At 73.6% G+C, this 13573-nt stretch carries 12 protein-coding genes and 5 pseudogenes; 9 read left to right on the top strand and 8 right to left on the bottom strand.

Annotation, left to right across the window (positions count from 1 at the left end):
* Positions 1-230 (top strand): annotated as a pseudogene (locus ACRDTB_RS33805) (transcriptional regulator); the annotation flags it as partial.
* Here the strand turns inward: ACRDTB_RS33805 and ACRDTB_RS33800 are convergent.
* Positions 208-3165: a tetratricopeptide repeat protein gene (locus ACRDTB_RS33800; protein WP_431436277.1), complete on the bottom strand. Its 2958-nt coding sequence runs from the start codon at positions 3163-3165 to the stop codon at positions 208-210. The pseudogene ACRDTB_RS33805 and the gene ACRDTB_RS33800 overlap by 23 nt on opposite strands.
* Positions 3166-3312: 147 nt before the next feature.
* Between ACRDTB_RS33800 and ACRDTB_RS33795 the strand changes: the two genes are divergently transcribed.
* Together ACRDTB_RS33795 and ACRDTB_RS33790 are read left to right on the top strand one after the other, a co-directional pair.
* Entirely contained in the window at positions 3313-3978 is a 666-nt protein-coding gene (locus tag ACRDTB_RS33795) for a vWA domain-containing protein (protein WP_431436276.1), read from the top strand.
* Positions 3975-4895 (top strand): hypothetical protein, encoded by a 921-nt coding sequence (locus tag ACRDTB_RS33790; protein ID WP_431436275.1) that lies wholly within the window; start codon positions 3975-3977, stop codon positions 4893-4895. Before ACRDTB_RS33795 ends, ACRDTB_RS33790 begins: the two co-directional genes overlap by 4 nt.
* A gap of 223 nt (positions 4896-5118) precedes the next feature.
* Here the strand turns inward: ACRDTB_RS33790 and ACRDTB_RS33785 are convergent, their stop codons facing one another.
* A complete protein-coding gene (locus ACRDTB_RS33785; protein WP_431436274.1) occupies positions 5119-5490 on the bottom strand; it encodes a sporulation protein in 372 nt (123 codons plus the stop codon).
* Positions 5491-5583: 93 nt separating this feature from the next.
* On the opposite strand from ACRDTB_RS33785, the gene ACRDTB_RS33780 reads away from it, so the two are divergent.
* Entirely contained in the window at positions 5584-6312 is a 729-nt protein-coding gene (locus tag ACRDTB_RS33780; protein WP_431436273.1) for a class I SAM-dependent DNA methyltransferase, read from the top strand.
* 437 nt (positions 6313-6749) lie between these two features.
* On the opposite strand, the gene ACRDTB_RS33775 is transcribed toward ACRDTB_RS33780, so the two are convergent.
* Positions 6750-6917 carry a hypothetical protein gene (locus ACRDTB_RS33775; RefSeq protein WP_431436272.1) on the bottom strand — a complete coding sequence of 56 codons (168 nt, stop codon included), beginning with the start codon at positions 6915-6917 and terminating at the stop codon, positions 6750-6752.
* Positions 6918-6923: 6 nt separating this feature from the next.
* Between ACRDTB_RS33775 and ACRDTB_RS33770 the strand changes: the two genes are divergently transcribed.
* Positions 6924-8132, top strand: a complete 1209-nt coding sequence (locus ACRDTB_RS33770; RefSeq protein WP_431436271.1) for a glycoside hydrolase family 3 N-terminal domain-containing protein — start codon at positions 6924-6926, stop codon at positions 8130-8132.
* A gap of 9 nt (positions 8133-8141) precedes the next feature.
* Here ACRDTB_RS33770 and ACRDTB_RS33765 read toward each other — a convergent pair whose 3' ends face one another.
* Both ACRDTB_RS33765 and ACRDTB_RS33760 read right to left on the bottom strand, forming a co-directional pair.
* Positions 8142-9188 (bottom strand): hypothetical protein, encoded by a 1047-nt coding sequence (locus ACRDTB_RS33765; protein WP_431436270.1) that lies wholly within the window; start codon positions 9186-9188, stop codon positions 8142-8144.
* Positions 9189-9313: 125 nt separating this feature from the next.
* Positions 9314-9589, bottom strand: a pseudogene (locus ACRDTB_RS33760) (substrate-binding domain-containing protein); the annotation flags it as partial.
* 60 nt (positions 9590-9649) lie between these two features.
* Here ACRDTB_RS33760 and ACRDTB_RS33755 point away from each other — a divergent pair.
* From ACRDTB_RS33755 to ACRDTB_RS33740, 4 genes and pseudogenes are all read left to right on the top strand, one after another.
* Positions 9650-9787 (top strand): annotated as a pseudogene (locus ACRDTB_RS33755) (hypothetical protein); the annotation flags it as partial.
* 55 nt (positions 9788-9842) lie between these two features.
* Positions 9843-10028: a hypothetical protein gene (locus tag ACRDTB_RS33750; RefSeq protein ID WP_431436280.1), complete on the top strand. Its 186-nt coding sequence runs from the start codon at positions 9843-9845 to the stop codon at positions 10026-10028.
* Between the two features lie 292 nt (positions 10029-10320).
* Positions 10321-11424 (top strand): Gfo/Idh/MocA family protein, encoded by a 1104-nt coding sequence (locus tag ACRDTB_RS33745; RefSeq protein ID WP_431436269.1) that lies wholly within the window; start codon positions 10321-10323, stop codon positions 11422-11424.
* Positions 11415-12275, top strand: a complete 861-nt coding sequence (locus tag ACRDTB_RS33740) for a PmoA family protein (protein WP_431436268.1) — start codon at positions 11415-11417, stop codon at positions 12273-12275. The genes ACRDTB_RS33745 and ACRDTB_RS33740 overlap by 10 nt, the downstream gene beginning before the upstream one ends.
* Here ACRDTB_RS33740 and pcaC read toward each other — a convergent pair.
* From pcaC to ACRDTB_RS33725, 3 genes and pseudogenes are all read right to left on the bottom strand, one after another.
* Positions 12264-12638 (bottom strand): 4-carboxymuconolactone decarboxylase, encoded by a 375-nt coding sequence (pcaC, locus tag ACRDTB_RS33735; protein ID WP_431436278.1) that lies wholly within the window; start codon positions 12636-12638, stop codon positions 12264-12266. The genes ACRDTB_RS33740 and pcaC overlap by 12 nt on opposite strands.
* Positions 12639-12644: 6 nt before the next feature.
* Positions 12645-13394: pseudogene (gene pcaD, locus ACRDTB_RS33730) on the bottom strand (3-oxoadipate enol-lactonase); the annotation flags it as partial.
* Positions 13391-13573: pseudogene (locus ACRDTB_RS33725) on the bottom strand (3-carboxy-cis,cis-muconate cycloisomerase); the annotation flags it as partial. The pseudogenes pcaD and ACRDTB_RS33725, both read right to left, overlap by 4 nt.

The raw sequence follows: 13573 nt of genomic DNA, 5'->3' as shown, positions 1-13573 counted from the left end.
GGGTGCGGGCCCGCCGCGGCACCTGCCGCGCGCTCGCCCACGCCCTGGGCGGCGACATCGACCGGGCGTGCGTGGCGGCTCGCGAGGTGCTCGACGACGCCGCCCGGGTCGACTCGGCCACCATCCGGCTCGACCTGCGCGAGCTCGCCCGGACGCTGTCGCGCTGGCGCACCCACGACGACGTGCGCGAGCTCTACCCGGACCTCCTCACGAACCTGCGCGCGCGGTAGCGCACCCGCAGCTCAGCTCGCTCAGCTCGCGGCGTACCCGATCGGCGTCCGGGAGCCCCAGCCGCGCGTAGCCGGCGAGCGCGTCCCGCCAGTGCGGGGTGGCCGGGTCGTGATCGCCGAGCTCGTGCAGCAGCGTGCCGATGCGGTGGTTCGCGCGGGCCGCCTGCGCCAGCTCCGCGATGCCGGCGGCCAGGTCGAGCGCGGCGCGGTAGGCGTGCAGCGCCGCGCGGTCGTCGCCGCCGGCCCGTGCGGTCTCGCCGCGGTCCAGGTACAGCTGGGTCCGCAGGTTCGGGTCGACGACGAGGTCCGCCACCTCGCGCGCTCGCAGCTGGTGGCGCGCGGCTTCGTCGAGCCGGCCGGCGCGGCGGTGGGCGTTGCCGAGGTTGTTGAGCGCGTACGCCTCCACCGCCCGCTCGCCGATCGACACCGCGAGCTCGCGGGCTTCGGCGTGCTCGGCCAGCGCCTCCTCGACCCGGCCGAGTCGCCGGTGCACGACGCCGAGGTTGTCCAGCGCGTGCGCCAGCCGCCGGGTGTGCTCGATCTTGCGGAGCAGGCGCACGGCGTCCGCGTGCTGCCGCTCGGCTACGGCGAGCTTCCCCACCAGCTCGCTGAGACCGCCGAGGTTGTCCAGCGCGTGCGCCTGCCCCCGCTCGTCGCCGACGCGCTCGTAGCGGTCCAGCGCCGCGGCGAAGCACCGGGCCGCCTCGGCCAGGTCGCCCAGGTTGTGCGCGGCCGACGCGATCGCGGTCAGCGCGCCCGCCTCGCCCCGCGGGTCGGCGAGCCCCTCCCACAGCGGCAGCGCCTCGGCCGCCAGTGACCTGGCCTCGGCCGCCGCGCCGGAGCGCCGCCGGGCGATGGACAGGCGCAGTAGCACCTCGGCCAGCGCGCGCGGGTTTTCCTTGTCCCGCAGGACTTCCCGGGCACGCAGCAGCGTCTCGGACCAGTCGCGCTGGTGGCCACCGGTGTAGAAGTAGCGCCACAGCAGCAATGCGAGCTTCCACGCGTGCCCGGGATGGTCGTGGTCGGCGGCGTAGTCGATGGCGGCGACGAGGTTTCGGTGCTCGTCGTCGAGCCAGCTGGCGGCCGCGTCCCGGTCGGCGAACTGCACCGCGGCCGCAGGCACGACGTCGACCCGGGGCCGGCGGTCGTGGTCGCAGGGGAACAGCACGGCCATCGCGGCGGCGGTCGAGGCCAGGTAGAAGTCCAGCAGCCGCTCGACGGCCTCGCCGGTGGGCACGGGCAGCGAGGAGGTGGCGTAGTCGCGCAGCGGGTCGAGCATGTGGAACCGCTCCGGCGCGGTCTCCTCCAGCAGGCTCACCCGGTGCAGGTCCGCCAGCAGCCCACGGGCCCGGGAGACCGGCGCCGAGATCAACGCGGCAGCGCCCGGTGCGGACAGGTCCGGCCCGGGAACCAGGGCGAACAGCCGGAACAGCTCCTGCTGCGGCGCGGTCAGCTGCTGGTAGGACACCGTGCACGCGACGGTCGCCGCGTCGGAGAACGCGCTGTGCGAGCTGAGCGGGGACGCCGAGCGCAGCAGGGCGACGAGGTGGGCGAGCGGCCAGCGCAGGTGCCGGCGGAATCGCGCGGCCACCAGGTGGATCAGCAGTGGCACTCGCCCGCAGCGGGCGACGACCTCGCGGATCTCGTCCACCCGCTCGCGCACCCGGTCGGCGGTCACGAGCGTGCGGAACAGCTCCACCGCCTCCTCGGCGGGCAGCGGCTCCAGGTGCACGTGGTCGCTGCCGGCGAGCCCGCCCAGCTCGCGGCTGGTCACCAGCGCGAGGCAGCCGGCGACGCCGGGCAGCAGCGGCTCGACCTGCTCCTCGGAGGCCGCGTTGTCCAGCACCACAAGGGTTCTGGTGTCCTCGAGCTTCGAGAGGTACAGCTCCGAGCGTGCCCGCGTGGACGGCGGGATCGCCTCCGGCGGCACCCCGAGATCGCCGAGTAGCCGCTCCAGCGCGACGGCCGGGTCGGTGGGGGACACGTTCGGGGTGAACCCGCCCAGCTCGACGAACAGCCGCCCAGCCGGAAACTCCTTCGCCAGCAGGTGTGCCGCGTGCACGGCGAGCGCGGTCTTGCCGACACCGGGCATGCCGGAGATCCACAGCACCGCCGGCCCCTCGCGCGCCGCCCGTGCGGCCTCGTCCACCGCGGCCAGCTCGTCGCGCCGCCCGGTGAACCGCGCCAGCCGCGTCGGTAAGGACGAGACGCGTTCGCCGTACTGCGCGACCCACGCCATGTCGCGTAGCTCGCGGGCGGTCTCCATGCCGAACTCCTCCAGCGCGTCGCGCGTCTGGTGGAACACCTCGACCGCGCGCACCTGGTCGCCGTTCGCGATCAGCGCGCGCATGAGCGTCGCCGCGAGCCGCTGCTGGCTGCGGTCCTCCTCCCACACCGGACGCAGGCGGTCGCGCATCTCCCGGTGACGGCCGGCCGCCAGCTCGAGACTCGCGAGGTCGACCAGGGTGTCCACCCGGGCGTCCTCCGACGGCGCTACGGCCGGCCCGCCGACCCGGTCGATGTCGAGGTCGGACAGGAACCGCCCGCGCCACAGATCCAGCGCCTCGGTGAACAAGCGCGCCGCCTCGGCCTTGTCCGCGCTCCGCCGCGCCCGCGCGCACAACCGCTCGAACCGCACCGTGTCGATCTGTTCCTTGTCGACTCGCAACACGTAGCCGGTGGGTGTCTTGTCGATGCGAACCTCGGTCATCCCGGCGTCCCGGAAGACTTTCCGCAACCGCGCCACATAACTCGTGATCAGGTCCGACTTCGGCTGCCCCTGACCCATCCACACGTATTCCTGGAGGTATTCCCGGGACACCGCGTGGTTCGCGTTCAGCAGCAGGATCACCAGCACGTACCGCTGCTGCAGATCACCCGGATCCACCTGCGCGCCGTCCTGCCAGACCTCGAACGGCCCGAGCAACCGAAACATCCCGTCTCCCGCGATGGCCCGCCGAAAGTCTTCCGGCTCCCCAGTGAATCGCATCGCCGAGCCTGTTTCGGATATATCGCCGGGGCTGTCAATGTTTAGTCCAGAGCTGGTGCGGGCGGGCGCGCCATCCTCCCGGGAGGAGGAGAAATGCCCGAGCAGATATTGCCGATCTACGTGGTGTGCGACCAGTCGTACTCGATGGCCGACCATCTCGACGCGCTGAACGACGGGCTGGCGCAGCTGCACCGGGCGGTCGGCACGGATCCGGTCGTCGCGGACAAGACCCGGTTCTGCCTGATCGGTTTCTCGGGTTCCGCGCAGATCCTGCAACCGCTGTGCCGGCTCAGCGACGTCGTGCAGCTCGTCGCGCTCACCACGCGGGAGGGCACGAGCTTCGGCGAGGTCTTCACGCTGCTGCGCGCCACCATCGAGAAGGACATCGACCTGCTCAGGGCCGGCGCCCACCGCGTGTACCGGCCGGCCGTGTTCTTCCTGTCCGACGGCCACCCCACCGACCCGGCGAGCTGGCCGGCCGCCTACGACCGGCTGGTCGACCCGGAGTGGCCGGCCCGGCCCAACATCATCTCGTTCGGCATCGGCGACGCGGACGCGGCGACGATCGGCCGGATCGGCACCTTCCAGGCGTACCTGAGCCACGGCGGGGCCAGTCCCGCGTTGGCCCTGCACGGCTTCGCCCGCGCGCTCACCACGTCGGTGGTTCGGTCGGGCAGCACCGCGGACGGGGAGCTGGTTCTGCGGGTTCCGGGCCGGTTGGCCGGGTTCACCGCGCTGCGGATCGAGAACGTGCCGTGAGCGCGCCCGCGGGGCCGGGCATGGCCGGCGACGCGGAGCTCGCCGACCTCGGCGTCGTGGACCGGCTCGCCTATGGCGGGCACGGCGTGGTGTTCCGGCTGTCGCGGCCGGCCGGCCGGCTGCTGAAGCGCTACCACGACGACGTCGAGGTGCGGGCCGGCGAGCTGGGCCGGCTGATCGACCTGCCCGCGGGCATGACCACCGCCGACCGCCGGCTGGTCACGGCGACGACCGCGTGGCCGACGGGGCGGGTGTTCGACGACGGGCGGTGCGTCGGCCTGCTCATGCGGGAGGCGCCGGCGCGGTTCGCGACCAGGCTCGCGGGCCGGCGTTGCCTGCTGGAGCTGCAGTTCCTGCTCTACCCGCGGCGGGCGATGTGGGACGAGCTGGTGCTGCCTTCGGGTGCGCAGCGGTGCTGGCTCGCCGTGCACTACCTGCGGCTGTTCGACGTCCTGCATCGCAACCACGTGGTCCTCGCGGACGTGTCGATGCGCAACCTGCTGTGGACGTTGCGCGGCGGCCCGGCGGTGTTCGCGATCGACTGCGACGGCTTCCGGATCGCCGACCGGCCGCCGGCGGTGCGGTCCGCGGACACGGTCGGCTGGACGGATCCCGCGGCGCGGCCGAGGGAGGCGACGCTCGACTCCGACCGGTACAAGCTGGCGCTGGTCACGCTGCGGCTGCTGCTCGGCGAGCACGCGGTGACCCCGGAGGACGTGCGCTCGTCGCTGCCGCTGCGCGCGACGCTCGGGCCGGAGCTGAGCTCGCTGGCCGTCCGGGCCGCGCGGGCCGGTGCGCGGCCGCCGGCGGATTCCTGGCTGGCCGCGCTGACCGGGGGGAATGCGGATCCGGTTCGGTATGTGGGACGGAGTCGTGCTGGACGCGGAACTGTGGGCCGTTCCCGGCCCGTGCGGTGAATTCTTTCGTCGCCCGTGGACGGTGCGAGGTGGCTGCTGGGGGTGGCCACATCGCGCTTTTCGTTCGCGCCGCGGGGGTTTCCCGTTTCGTGTTCCGGTTGGCGGTGGGCAGTTCCTGTTCCACCGCACGTCACCTTGTAGAACATCGGGATGGGCGGCGATTTCCCGGTCGCGTTTCTGATGGGCGCCCCTTGCCGTCGTGACGAGCCGCCGGCGGAGGTGGTCAACCCCGAAGCCGCGCCTTGGCCCGGCGACGGTGGAACCGCTTGGTCAGCGCGAGCGCCACGACCACGCCCATGCCGATGAGCCGGGTGGCGTCGAGCGCCGGCACCCAGCGGACCGTGCCGTTCTCGATGACGAACGCGCCGGCCGGCCGCGCGAACAGGCCGAACCCGCCGCCCTCGCCGTGCGTCCCGCCGCTGCTCGTGCCGGTGTTCTTGCCGGGTTTCGTGTCGGTGCCCTCGCCGCCGCCCCCGCCGCCGAGGACCACGGCCGCCGGAATCACGGTCAACCCGTCCTTCTCGTAGGGCGGCGCGTAGACCACCGTGGCCCGCAGTGAGTCGCGCATCCTGCTGACCAGCTCGTCGATCGTCATGCGGACAGCTTGCCGGACCGGCGCGGGGTCCGTGACGTTTCGTCCTGCGGCGAAACTCTTGCCGCGGGGTGGTTCACACGCCAGGTTCGGGTCATGGCGGAAATCGATCCGCGCCTGTACGGGGCGCGCTGGGCGGAGGGCTACGACGAGTTCCACGCCGGGATGATGGACGACGACGGCGCCGTGGCGGCACTGGCCGAGCTGGCCGACGGCGGGCCGCTGCTGGAACTCGGCGTCGGCACCGGCCGGCTGGCGGTGCCGCTCGCGGAGAAGGGGTGCGAGGTCGTCGGCGTGGACGTCAGCGACGACATGCTGGCGCAGCTGAGGAAGAAGAGCGGCACGGTGCGGACGGTCGTCGGCGACATGACGACGGTTCGGGTGGCGGGGGAGTTCGCGGTGGCCTACGTCGCGTTCAACTCGATCCTCGTGCTGCCGACGCAGGAGGACCAGGTGCGGCTGTTCCGCAACGCGGCCGCGCACCTGCGGCCGGGCGGCCGGTTCGTGCTGGAGACGGTGGTCACGGTGAACACGAAGCCCGGCGACACGAGTCGCTTCCGGGTGGCGAAGGTGGAGACCGACCGCCTGACGGTGTCGGCCGCCACGATCGACCCGGTGACGCAGTTCTACAACGGCACATGGATCGTCTTCGAGCCGACCGGCACGAGGTTCTACCCGATCCACGGCCGCGGCGTGACCCACGCGGAGATGGACCTCATGGCTCAGCTCGCGGGCCTGGAACTCGAACACCGCTGGAGCGACTGGAAGGGCAGCGACTTCACCGCCGACTCGACCCTGCACATCTCGATCTACCGCAAACCCTGACCCCAACCGCCCCCGCCGCCCCCGCGCCAAGCTCACCCCTGCGCCAAGCCTGCCTCCGCGCGCCAAGCCCGCCCGGCCCCCGCGCCAAGCCCGACGCCGCGTGAAGCCCGCCCCTACGCAAAAGTCCGACCCGCGGCCACGCCTGACCCGCGCGCCAAACCTGCTCCGGGGGAGGCCCCGCCTCGCGCTCACCCCCCGAACGCCGAACCTGACCTGCGCCGAACCTGCTCCGGGGGAGCCCGCCTACGCGCCAAGCCCCCCGCAGGCCGAACCTGCCCTGGGAAAATCACACGCGCGCGTGCAGAACGCAAGAAACGAAAGCCCCACCCTGTCCCGGGGGCCACCCTCACGTGCCAGCCTACCGGCGCACCCCGACGAAAAGGGGTGGTCGTGGCCGGCTGTGGACAGCTCGCCCGGTTGTGGACAACCGAATGCACCTACCCTCGGGCGGAGTGCTCACCACGCTCGCCGTCGCCGGGCCAGGTGCGCACCCTGGTGAAGAACACGAACAGGCCGTCCTCGAAGGCCAGGGACGCCTCCTGGCACTGGCCGAGGCGGAACCGTGAGGCCGCAACGGTGAGGCCGGAACGACGAAGGAGGAGCATGCCGGCATGGCTGTGAGACAGACACGCCTGATCGGGCTGTTGGTGGCGGTGACGGCCGGTGTCGTCGGGGTCCTGGTCTGGTCGCCCACCGACACCCCCGCCGGCGACCCCGTGGCGGAGCGGCAACCGGCCACCTCGACCACGCCGACCACCAGGACCACGCCGGCCACCACGGACGCCCCCACCTCCGCGCCCGAACCACCGCCCACCCCGGAGGCCAGCTGCGCGCGGCTGATCGGGAAGCTGTCGCAGCGGGAGCGGGTCGCGCAGCTGCTCATGGTCGGCGTGGACCCGAGCTCGCCGGACTCCGCGGTCCAGGTCGCCGGCGACGAGGGGGTCGGCGGGATCTTCATCGGCGGCACCGACCCCACGCTGCTCGTCGACGACCGGCTCGACGCCGTGCGGAAGGCGGCGAAGGTGCCGATCGCCATCAGCGTCGACGAGGAGGGCGGGCGCGTGCAGCGCGTCGAGGACCTCGACGGCGACGTGCCGAGCGCCCGGGAGATGGCGAAGAGCATGACGGTCGCCGAGGTGCACAAGCTCGCCCGGGACCGCGGCGCGGCACTGCACGCCCGCGGCGTCACCGTCGACTTCGCGCCCGTCGTCGACGTCACCACCCAGCGCGACGACGACGTGATCGGCGACCGCGCGTTCGGCTCCGACCCCGCGGTGGTGACCAGGTACGCGGGTGCGTTCGCCCGAGGGCTGCGGGAGTCCGGCGTGCTGCCGGTCATCAAGCACTTCCCCGGCCACGGCCGCGCGTCCGGCGACTCGCACACCGGCGCGGCGCGGACACCCGCCCTCGCCGACCTGCGCCGGGTCGACCTGCTGCCCTACCACCGGCTGCTGGGCTCCCAGCGGGTCGCCGTGATGGTCGGGCACATGGCGGTCCCGGGCCTGACCGGAAACGTGCCGGCGACGCTGAGCCCGGCCACCTACCGCCTGCTGCGCGGCGAGTTCTCCTTCGACGACATCGCGATCACCGACGACCTCGGCGGCATGCAGGCGGTGTCCAGCCGCTACCCGCTGCCCAAGGCCGTGCTGGCCGCGCTCACCGCCGGCGCGGACGTCGCGTTCTGGTCATCCGGCGAGCAGCACCTCGACGAGGTGCTCGACACGCTGGAGCGGGCGGTCGCCGACCGCACCCTGCCGGCCACCCGGGTGACCGACTCCCTCACCCGCGTCCTGCGCGCGAAGGGCGCCTGCCGCCGATAGCGCCCTCGGCTACCCGTGTGCGCGCTCGTCGCTGCGGGCAGGATGGCGGGCGGGGTGGCGGGCGTGGGTCCAGCTGTGCAGGTTGGCCGGCGGGTACCAGGCCGGCTGGGTCGTCGCGAGCTGGCGGTGCACCGACAGCGCCCGGCCACAGTGCTCGAGCCACCCGTTCACCGGGGAGTCGGCCGCGTCCAGGGCCGACCACAGCGTCAGCTGCGCGGACAGCGAGTGCCGGAACGCCGACACCTCCGGCCGAGCCGTGCGGGTCAGGTCGGTCAGCGGGTGGCCGGCGCACTCGTGGCAGTCGCAGCGCCAGTACGGCGTCAGCCGGCTCACCGAGTCCAGCGGGTGGTGCCCCAGCAGCGGCGGCACGAACACCCGCAGCGCCGGGAAGCCCACCGCGCCGCGCCGGGTCCGTGGCGGAATGCGGCGCAGGCGCGTCGTCGTGCCGATCGCGGCCGCGTGCGTGCCGTGCGCGAGCGCGCCCAGTGCCGAGATGTCCGACCGCAGCAGGATCACCGGCACCGGCACCGCCAGTAGCGACACGAACCCGCGCGCCACGTACCGGACGCCGAACGGGTCCTTCGCGTGCTCGATCGCCACCGCGACTGGCACCCCGTGTTGCTCGATCTCCTCGGCCAGGCCGTCCACCGAGTGCTCGAACCACCGCGCGGCCAGCGGCAGCATCGCGGCCGTCGGACCCGGCCGGTCCCTGGCGTCGGCGAGGATGCGGCGCAGGCCGTGCCAGTCGTGCGGGGCGAGGTAGCCCGAGTCGGTCAGTGCGACCAGGCCGAGCTCGTGCTGCTCGGCTGCCCACGACTCGCGGGTGCCCGCGCCGGCCGGCGCGCGGCGGCGGCCCGAGTAGCGGTTGGCGTCGCAGAGGATGGGGCCGGTGAAACCGTGTGCGCGCAACGCCTCCACGGTCGGGCGCGGCATGCGACCGGTCAGCACCAGACCCGTGCCGTGCGCGCTCGCCACCCGCGCCGCGTTCTTGGCCTGCCCCGGCCGGCACTGCACCAGCAGCCGACCCGATAAGTCACCCAGCGTGTCCCCGACCATGCTCATAACCGTGCAGCCTGGTGTTTCCCGCTGTCACGGGGTCTCAGCCGAATGCCGAGCGGCACCGACCGGATGGTTGAGGACCTCGTCGCCCTGCGCATACACCACCTGTTCCACGGTGGCAATCATACACAGTCAGCGTGTGATCGACTACGCTTTGTGTTCGACGTGCTGTCCCGTACGATCAGGTCCGTGGCCAGCTCGACCCGCGGGCTGTCCGGTTGCTCGCCCCGCGCGAGCCGCAGCACGGTCCGCGCGGCCAGCATCCCCATCTCGGTCAGCGGCTGGCGCACAGTCGTCAGCGGCGGCGAGGACCAGCGTGCCTCGGGCAGGTCGTCGAAGCCCACCACGCTCACGTCGTCGGGCACCCGCAGCCCACGCCGACGCAGCGCCTCGTAGACCCGACGCCGCTGTTCCCGTTCGGCCACGGTCTGTCCTATTCGGACTTCACCTGGTCCGCCGTGTCCTCGTCGGCCGCCGAGATCGGCACGGAAGGCGAGGTCACCGTGTCGGTCACGGTCACCAACACCGGGTCGCGGGCCGGGGCCGAGGTGGTCCAGCTGTACCTGCACGACCCGGTGGCGCAGGTGACGCGGCCGGTGGTGCGGCTGATCGGGTACGCGAAGGTACGGCTCGGCCCGCGTCTCGTTCGAGGTGCCGGCGGCCGCCACGGCGTTCACCGGTCGGGCCGGCCGCCGGGTGGTGGAGCCCGGCTCGGTCGAGCTGCGGCTGGCGGCGTCGAGCGCGGAGGTGCGGGAGACCGTGCCGCTGCGGCTGGTGGGCCCGGAAGTTCCGGTCGGGCCGGGCCGGTTCGCGACGGTCGCCGTTACCGTGGGATGACTGGGCCGCGCGGCTCGGGACGGCCTCCGGCCCCCGGGATCCAGCGTACCGACGGGGGGTGACGAATCCGGTGGCCGAGCGCGGATCTGTGGACAGCCACCCGACATGTGGACAACCTCTCGGGGGTCCCCTGGTTTCCAGCCTACCGGCGGACACCGACGAGAACGGCGCGCGTTCGCGGATCTGTGGACGGCCGCGCCAGTTGTGGACAACCGCGAGGGGGTCCCCTGTTTTCCAGCCTAGCCAAGGGGACTGACGGTTTCGGGGATGGCCGGCCCGGGGGTGTGGGGCCGTGATCCGGAAGGTGGGCAGGGTGGCGCGGACCTTCGAGAGCGCGATCGTCGGCACCGGCGTGATCGCCGGCTTCCACGCGGCGAGCATCGAGCGGCTCGGCCGGTCCCGGATCGTCGCGGCGGCGGACGTCGACGCGGGCGCGCTGGAGGCGTTCGGGGAGAAGTGGTCGGTGCCGCGGCGCTACCCGGACCTCGACGCGCTGCTCGCGGCGGAGTCGCCCGACCTCGTCCACCTGTGCACGCCACCCGCCCTGCACGCGCCGCAGGCGGTCGCCGTGCTGCGCCGGGGGTTTTCGGTGCTGTGCGAGAAGCCGCCCGTGCGCAGCCTCGCCGAGCTCGACACGATCGAGTCCGCGGCGTCGGCCGGTGGGGCGCACTTCGCGACGGTCTTCCAGCACCGGTTCGGCAGCGGCGCGGCGCGGCTGCGCGGGCTCGTGGGCGACCCCCGGCTCGGCCGGCCGGCCGCGGTCGTGTGCCACACGCTGTGGTTCCGCCCGGACGACTACTTCGCCGTGCCGTGGCGCGGCGGGTTCGACGTCGAGGGCGGCGGGCCGACGATGGGGCACGGGATCCACCAGTTCGACCTGCTGTTGTCGATCATGGGGGAGTGGCGCGAGGTGGTGGCGGTGGCCGTGCGCCAGGCGAAGCCGACGCGCACCGAGGACTTGTCGTGCGCGCTCGTGACCTTCGCGAACGGCGCGGTCGGCACGGTCGTGAACAGCCTCGTGTCGCCACGGGAGGCCAGCTACCTGCGGTTCGACTTCGAGCACGCGACGGTCGAGCTGGACCACGTGTACGGCTACGGCGACGAGGACTGGACGGTCACGCCCGCACCGGGGCACGAGGGTCCGGTCGGCGAGGCGTGGGCGGTGGGTCCGGCCGGGGTGCGCAGCGGGCACGACGCGCAGCTCGCGGCCGTGCTCGACGCGCTGTCGGCCGGCATGCCGCCGCCGGTGCCGCTCGCGGACACCCGGCGGACGGTGGAGCTGATCGCGGCGATCTACGCGTCCGCGTTCACCGGCCGGCGGATCACGCGCGGCGAGCTGGGACCGGACTCGCCGTTCTACCACCGGATGGACGGGACGGGGGCGCCATGGGCGTGACGATCGGGTCGGACTCGTCGTCGTTGCGGGTGTCCTGCGACGGCACGGAGCTGGCGCGCTACGTGTTCGCCCCGGACGACGCCCAGCTCGAGTCCCCACGCCCGTACTTCCATCCACTTCGGACACTCGCGGGCGACGTGGTGTCGCTGTACCGCCCGCACGACCACGTGTGGCACAAGGGCATCGCGTGGTCGCTGCCGAACGTCAGCGATCGCACGGGTACGGCCAACTTCTGGGGCGGGCCGACGTACCGGCGCGGGCGGGGCTACGAGCAGCTGCCGAACAACGGGACGACGCGCCACCTGGCGTTCCCGTCGACGGGTTCCCCGGTCGCCGAGTCGCTGGCGTGGGAGACCGAGCAGGGCGAGCGCTGGTTCACCGAGTCGCGTGAGCTGTCGTTCGCTGTCACACCGGGCGCCTGGACGCTCGGCTTCGCGACCCGGCTCACGAACGTGTCGGGCCGGGAGATCGTGTTCGGCAGCCCGACCACCGAGGGCCGCGAGAACGCCGGCTACGGCGGCCTGTTCTGGCGCGGCCCGCGCTCGTTCACGGGTGGTCTGGTGCGCACCCCGTCGGCGGCGGGCGGCGACGAGCTGATGGGGGTGCGCGCCCCCTGGCTGGCGTACCGCGGCCGGCACGACGGCCACGGCCGGTACTCGACGCTGGTGTTCGTGGCGGAGTCCGCGGTCACGTGGTTCGTCCGCGCCACCCCGTTCGCGGCGGTGTGCCCGGCCCCGTTCTTCGACACGGAGGTCCCGCTCCCCGCGGGCGAGTCCCTGTCCTACCGCTACACGGTCGTGATCGCCGACGGCTCGCCGGACCCCGCCGACCTCGTGACGTCAGTCGGCTAGCTCCTCCAGGGCGCGCTGGGCGATGACGAAGGCCGCGTTCGCGGCCGGGACGCCCGCGTAGACCGACGTGTGCAGCAGGATCTCCGAGATCTCCGCCGGGGTCAGGCCGTTGCGGACCGCGGCGCGAACGTGCATCGCGAGCTCGTCGTGGCACCTCAGGGCGGTGAGGGCGGTCAGCGTGATCGCGCTGCGGGTGCGGCGGTCCAGGCCGGGGCGCGTCCACACCGAACCCCACGCCGCCTCGGTGATGTGGTGCTGGAACGGGCGGGTGAGGTCCGTCGTGGCGGCCACGGCGCGGTCGACGTGCTCGTCGCCCAGCACCGCGCGCCGGACCTCCATGCCGGCGGCGTGCCGCGAGCGCAGGTGGCCCAGCACCAGCGCGGTGAACTCCGCCGGGCGCTCCAGGTTGCCCAGGTGCGCCGCCCCGTCGACGATCTCCAGCCGGGCGTCGGGGATCTCCTCCGCGATGCGCCGGGCGTGGTCGGGCGGGGTGGCCTGGTCCTGCGCGCCGGCGATCACCAGCACCGGCGCGGCGACCGACCCCAGAGAGTCCACTATGGACATCGTCTGGATGGCGGTGCAACACGACGCGTAGCCCTCGGCGTCCTGCCCGCTGAACATCTCGTGCAGCCACGCCGCCAGCGCCGGGTTGGCCGCACGCCCGGCGGGGGTGAGCCAGCGGCCCACCGCGGCGTCGGCCAGACCGTCCAACCCGGACTCGCGGGCGGCGCGAGCCCGCTCGGTCCACATCGACACCGGGCCCAGCTCCGCCGACGTGCAGCACAGCACGAGCCGGTCCAGCCGCGCCGGGTGGTGTCGGGCCAGCCACATCCCGGTCATGCCGCCCAGCGACAGCCCCACCAGCGACACCCGCGCCAGCCTGAGCGAGTCCAGCAGCGCCACCAGGTCCTCGCCCAGCTCGTCGAGCGTGTACGGCCCGTCCGGCGCGGGCGAGCGGCCGTGCCCGCGCTGGTCGTAGCGCACCACCCGGAAGCCCGCCGCCACCAACGGCTCCACCTGCGGCTCCCACATCCGCAGGTCGGTCCCGAGCGCGCCGCCCAGCACCACCACCGGGCCGTCCGCGGGCCCAGCCACCTCGTGGTGCAGCTCCACCGTCATCGTCGTCGCTCCTTCTCCCGCTCGTACGCCGCCAGAGCGCGGGACACGAACTCGTCCGCCGCGCCGAGGTAGCCCGCCGGGTCCAGCAGCTCCGCCGCCTTCGCCCGGTCCAGGCGCAGCGCCGGGTGCGCGGCGAGCGCCGACGCGAGGTCGCCGCCGGCCCGCACGCACTCGGCGAC

The organism is Actinophytocola sp., from assembly GCF_050699935.1.
In the GTDB taxonomy this organism is placed as follows: Bacteria; Actinomycetota; Actinomycetes; order Mycobacteriales; family Pseudonocardiaceae; genus Actinophytocola.
This window is presented reverse-complemented; position numbering and strand designations above follow the sequence as displayed.

Excerpts from the sequence above, each read along its gene's own strand:
- ACRDTB_RS33800 (WP_431436277.1), bottom strand. The coding sequence starts at position 3,165 with ATGTTTCGGTTGCTCGGGCCGTTCGAGGTCTGGCAGGACGGCGCGCAG.
- ACRDTB_RS33795 (WP_431436276.1), top strand. The coding sequence starts at position 3,313 with ATGCCCGAGCAGATATTGCCGATCTACGTGGTGTGCGACCAGTCGTAC.
- ACRDTB_RS33785 (WP_431436274.1), bottom strand. The coding sequence starts at position 5,490 with ATGACGATCGACGAGCTGGTCAGCAGGATGCGCGACTCACTGCGGGCC.
- ACRDTB_RS33780 (WP_431436273.1), top strand. The coding sequence starts at position 5,584 with ATGGCGGAAATCGATCCGCGCCTGTACGGGGCGCGCTGGGCGGAGGGC.
- ACRDTB_RS33775 (WP_431436272.1), bottom strand. The coding sequence starts at position 6,917 with ATGCTCCTCCTTCGTCGTTCCGGCCTCACCGTTGCGGCCTCACGGTTC.
- ACRDTB_RS33770 (WP_431436271.1), top strand. The coding sequence starts at position 6,924 with ATGGCTGTGAGACAGACACGCCTGATCGGGCTGTTGGTGGCGGTGACG.
- ACRDTB_RS33765 (WP_431436270.1), bottom strand. The coding sequence starts at position 9,188 with ATGGTCGGGGACACGCTGGGTGACTTATCGGGTCGGCTGCTGGTGCAG.
- ACRDTB_RS33740 (WP_431436268.1), top strand. The coding sequence starts at position 11,415 with ATGGGCGTGACGATCGGGTCGGACTCGTCGTCGTTGCGGGTGTCCTGC.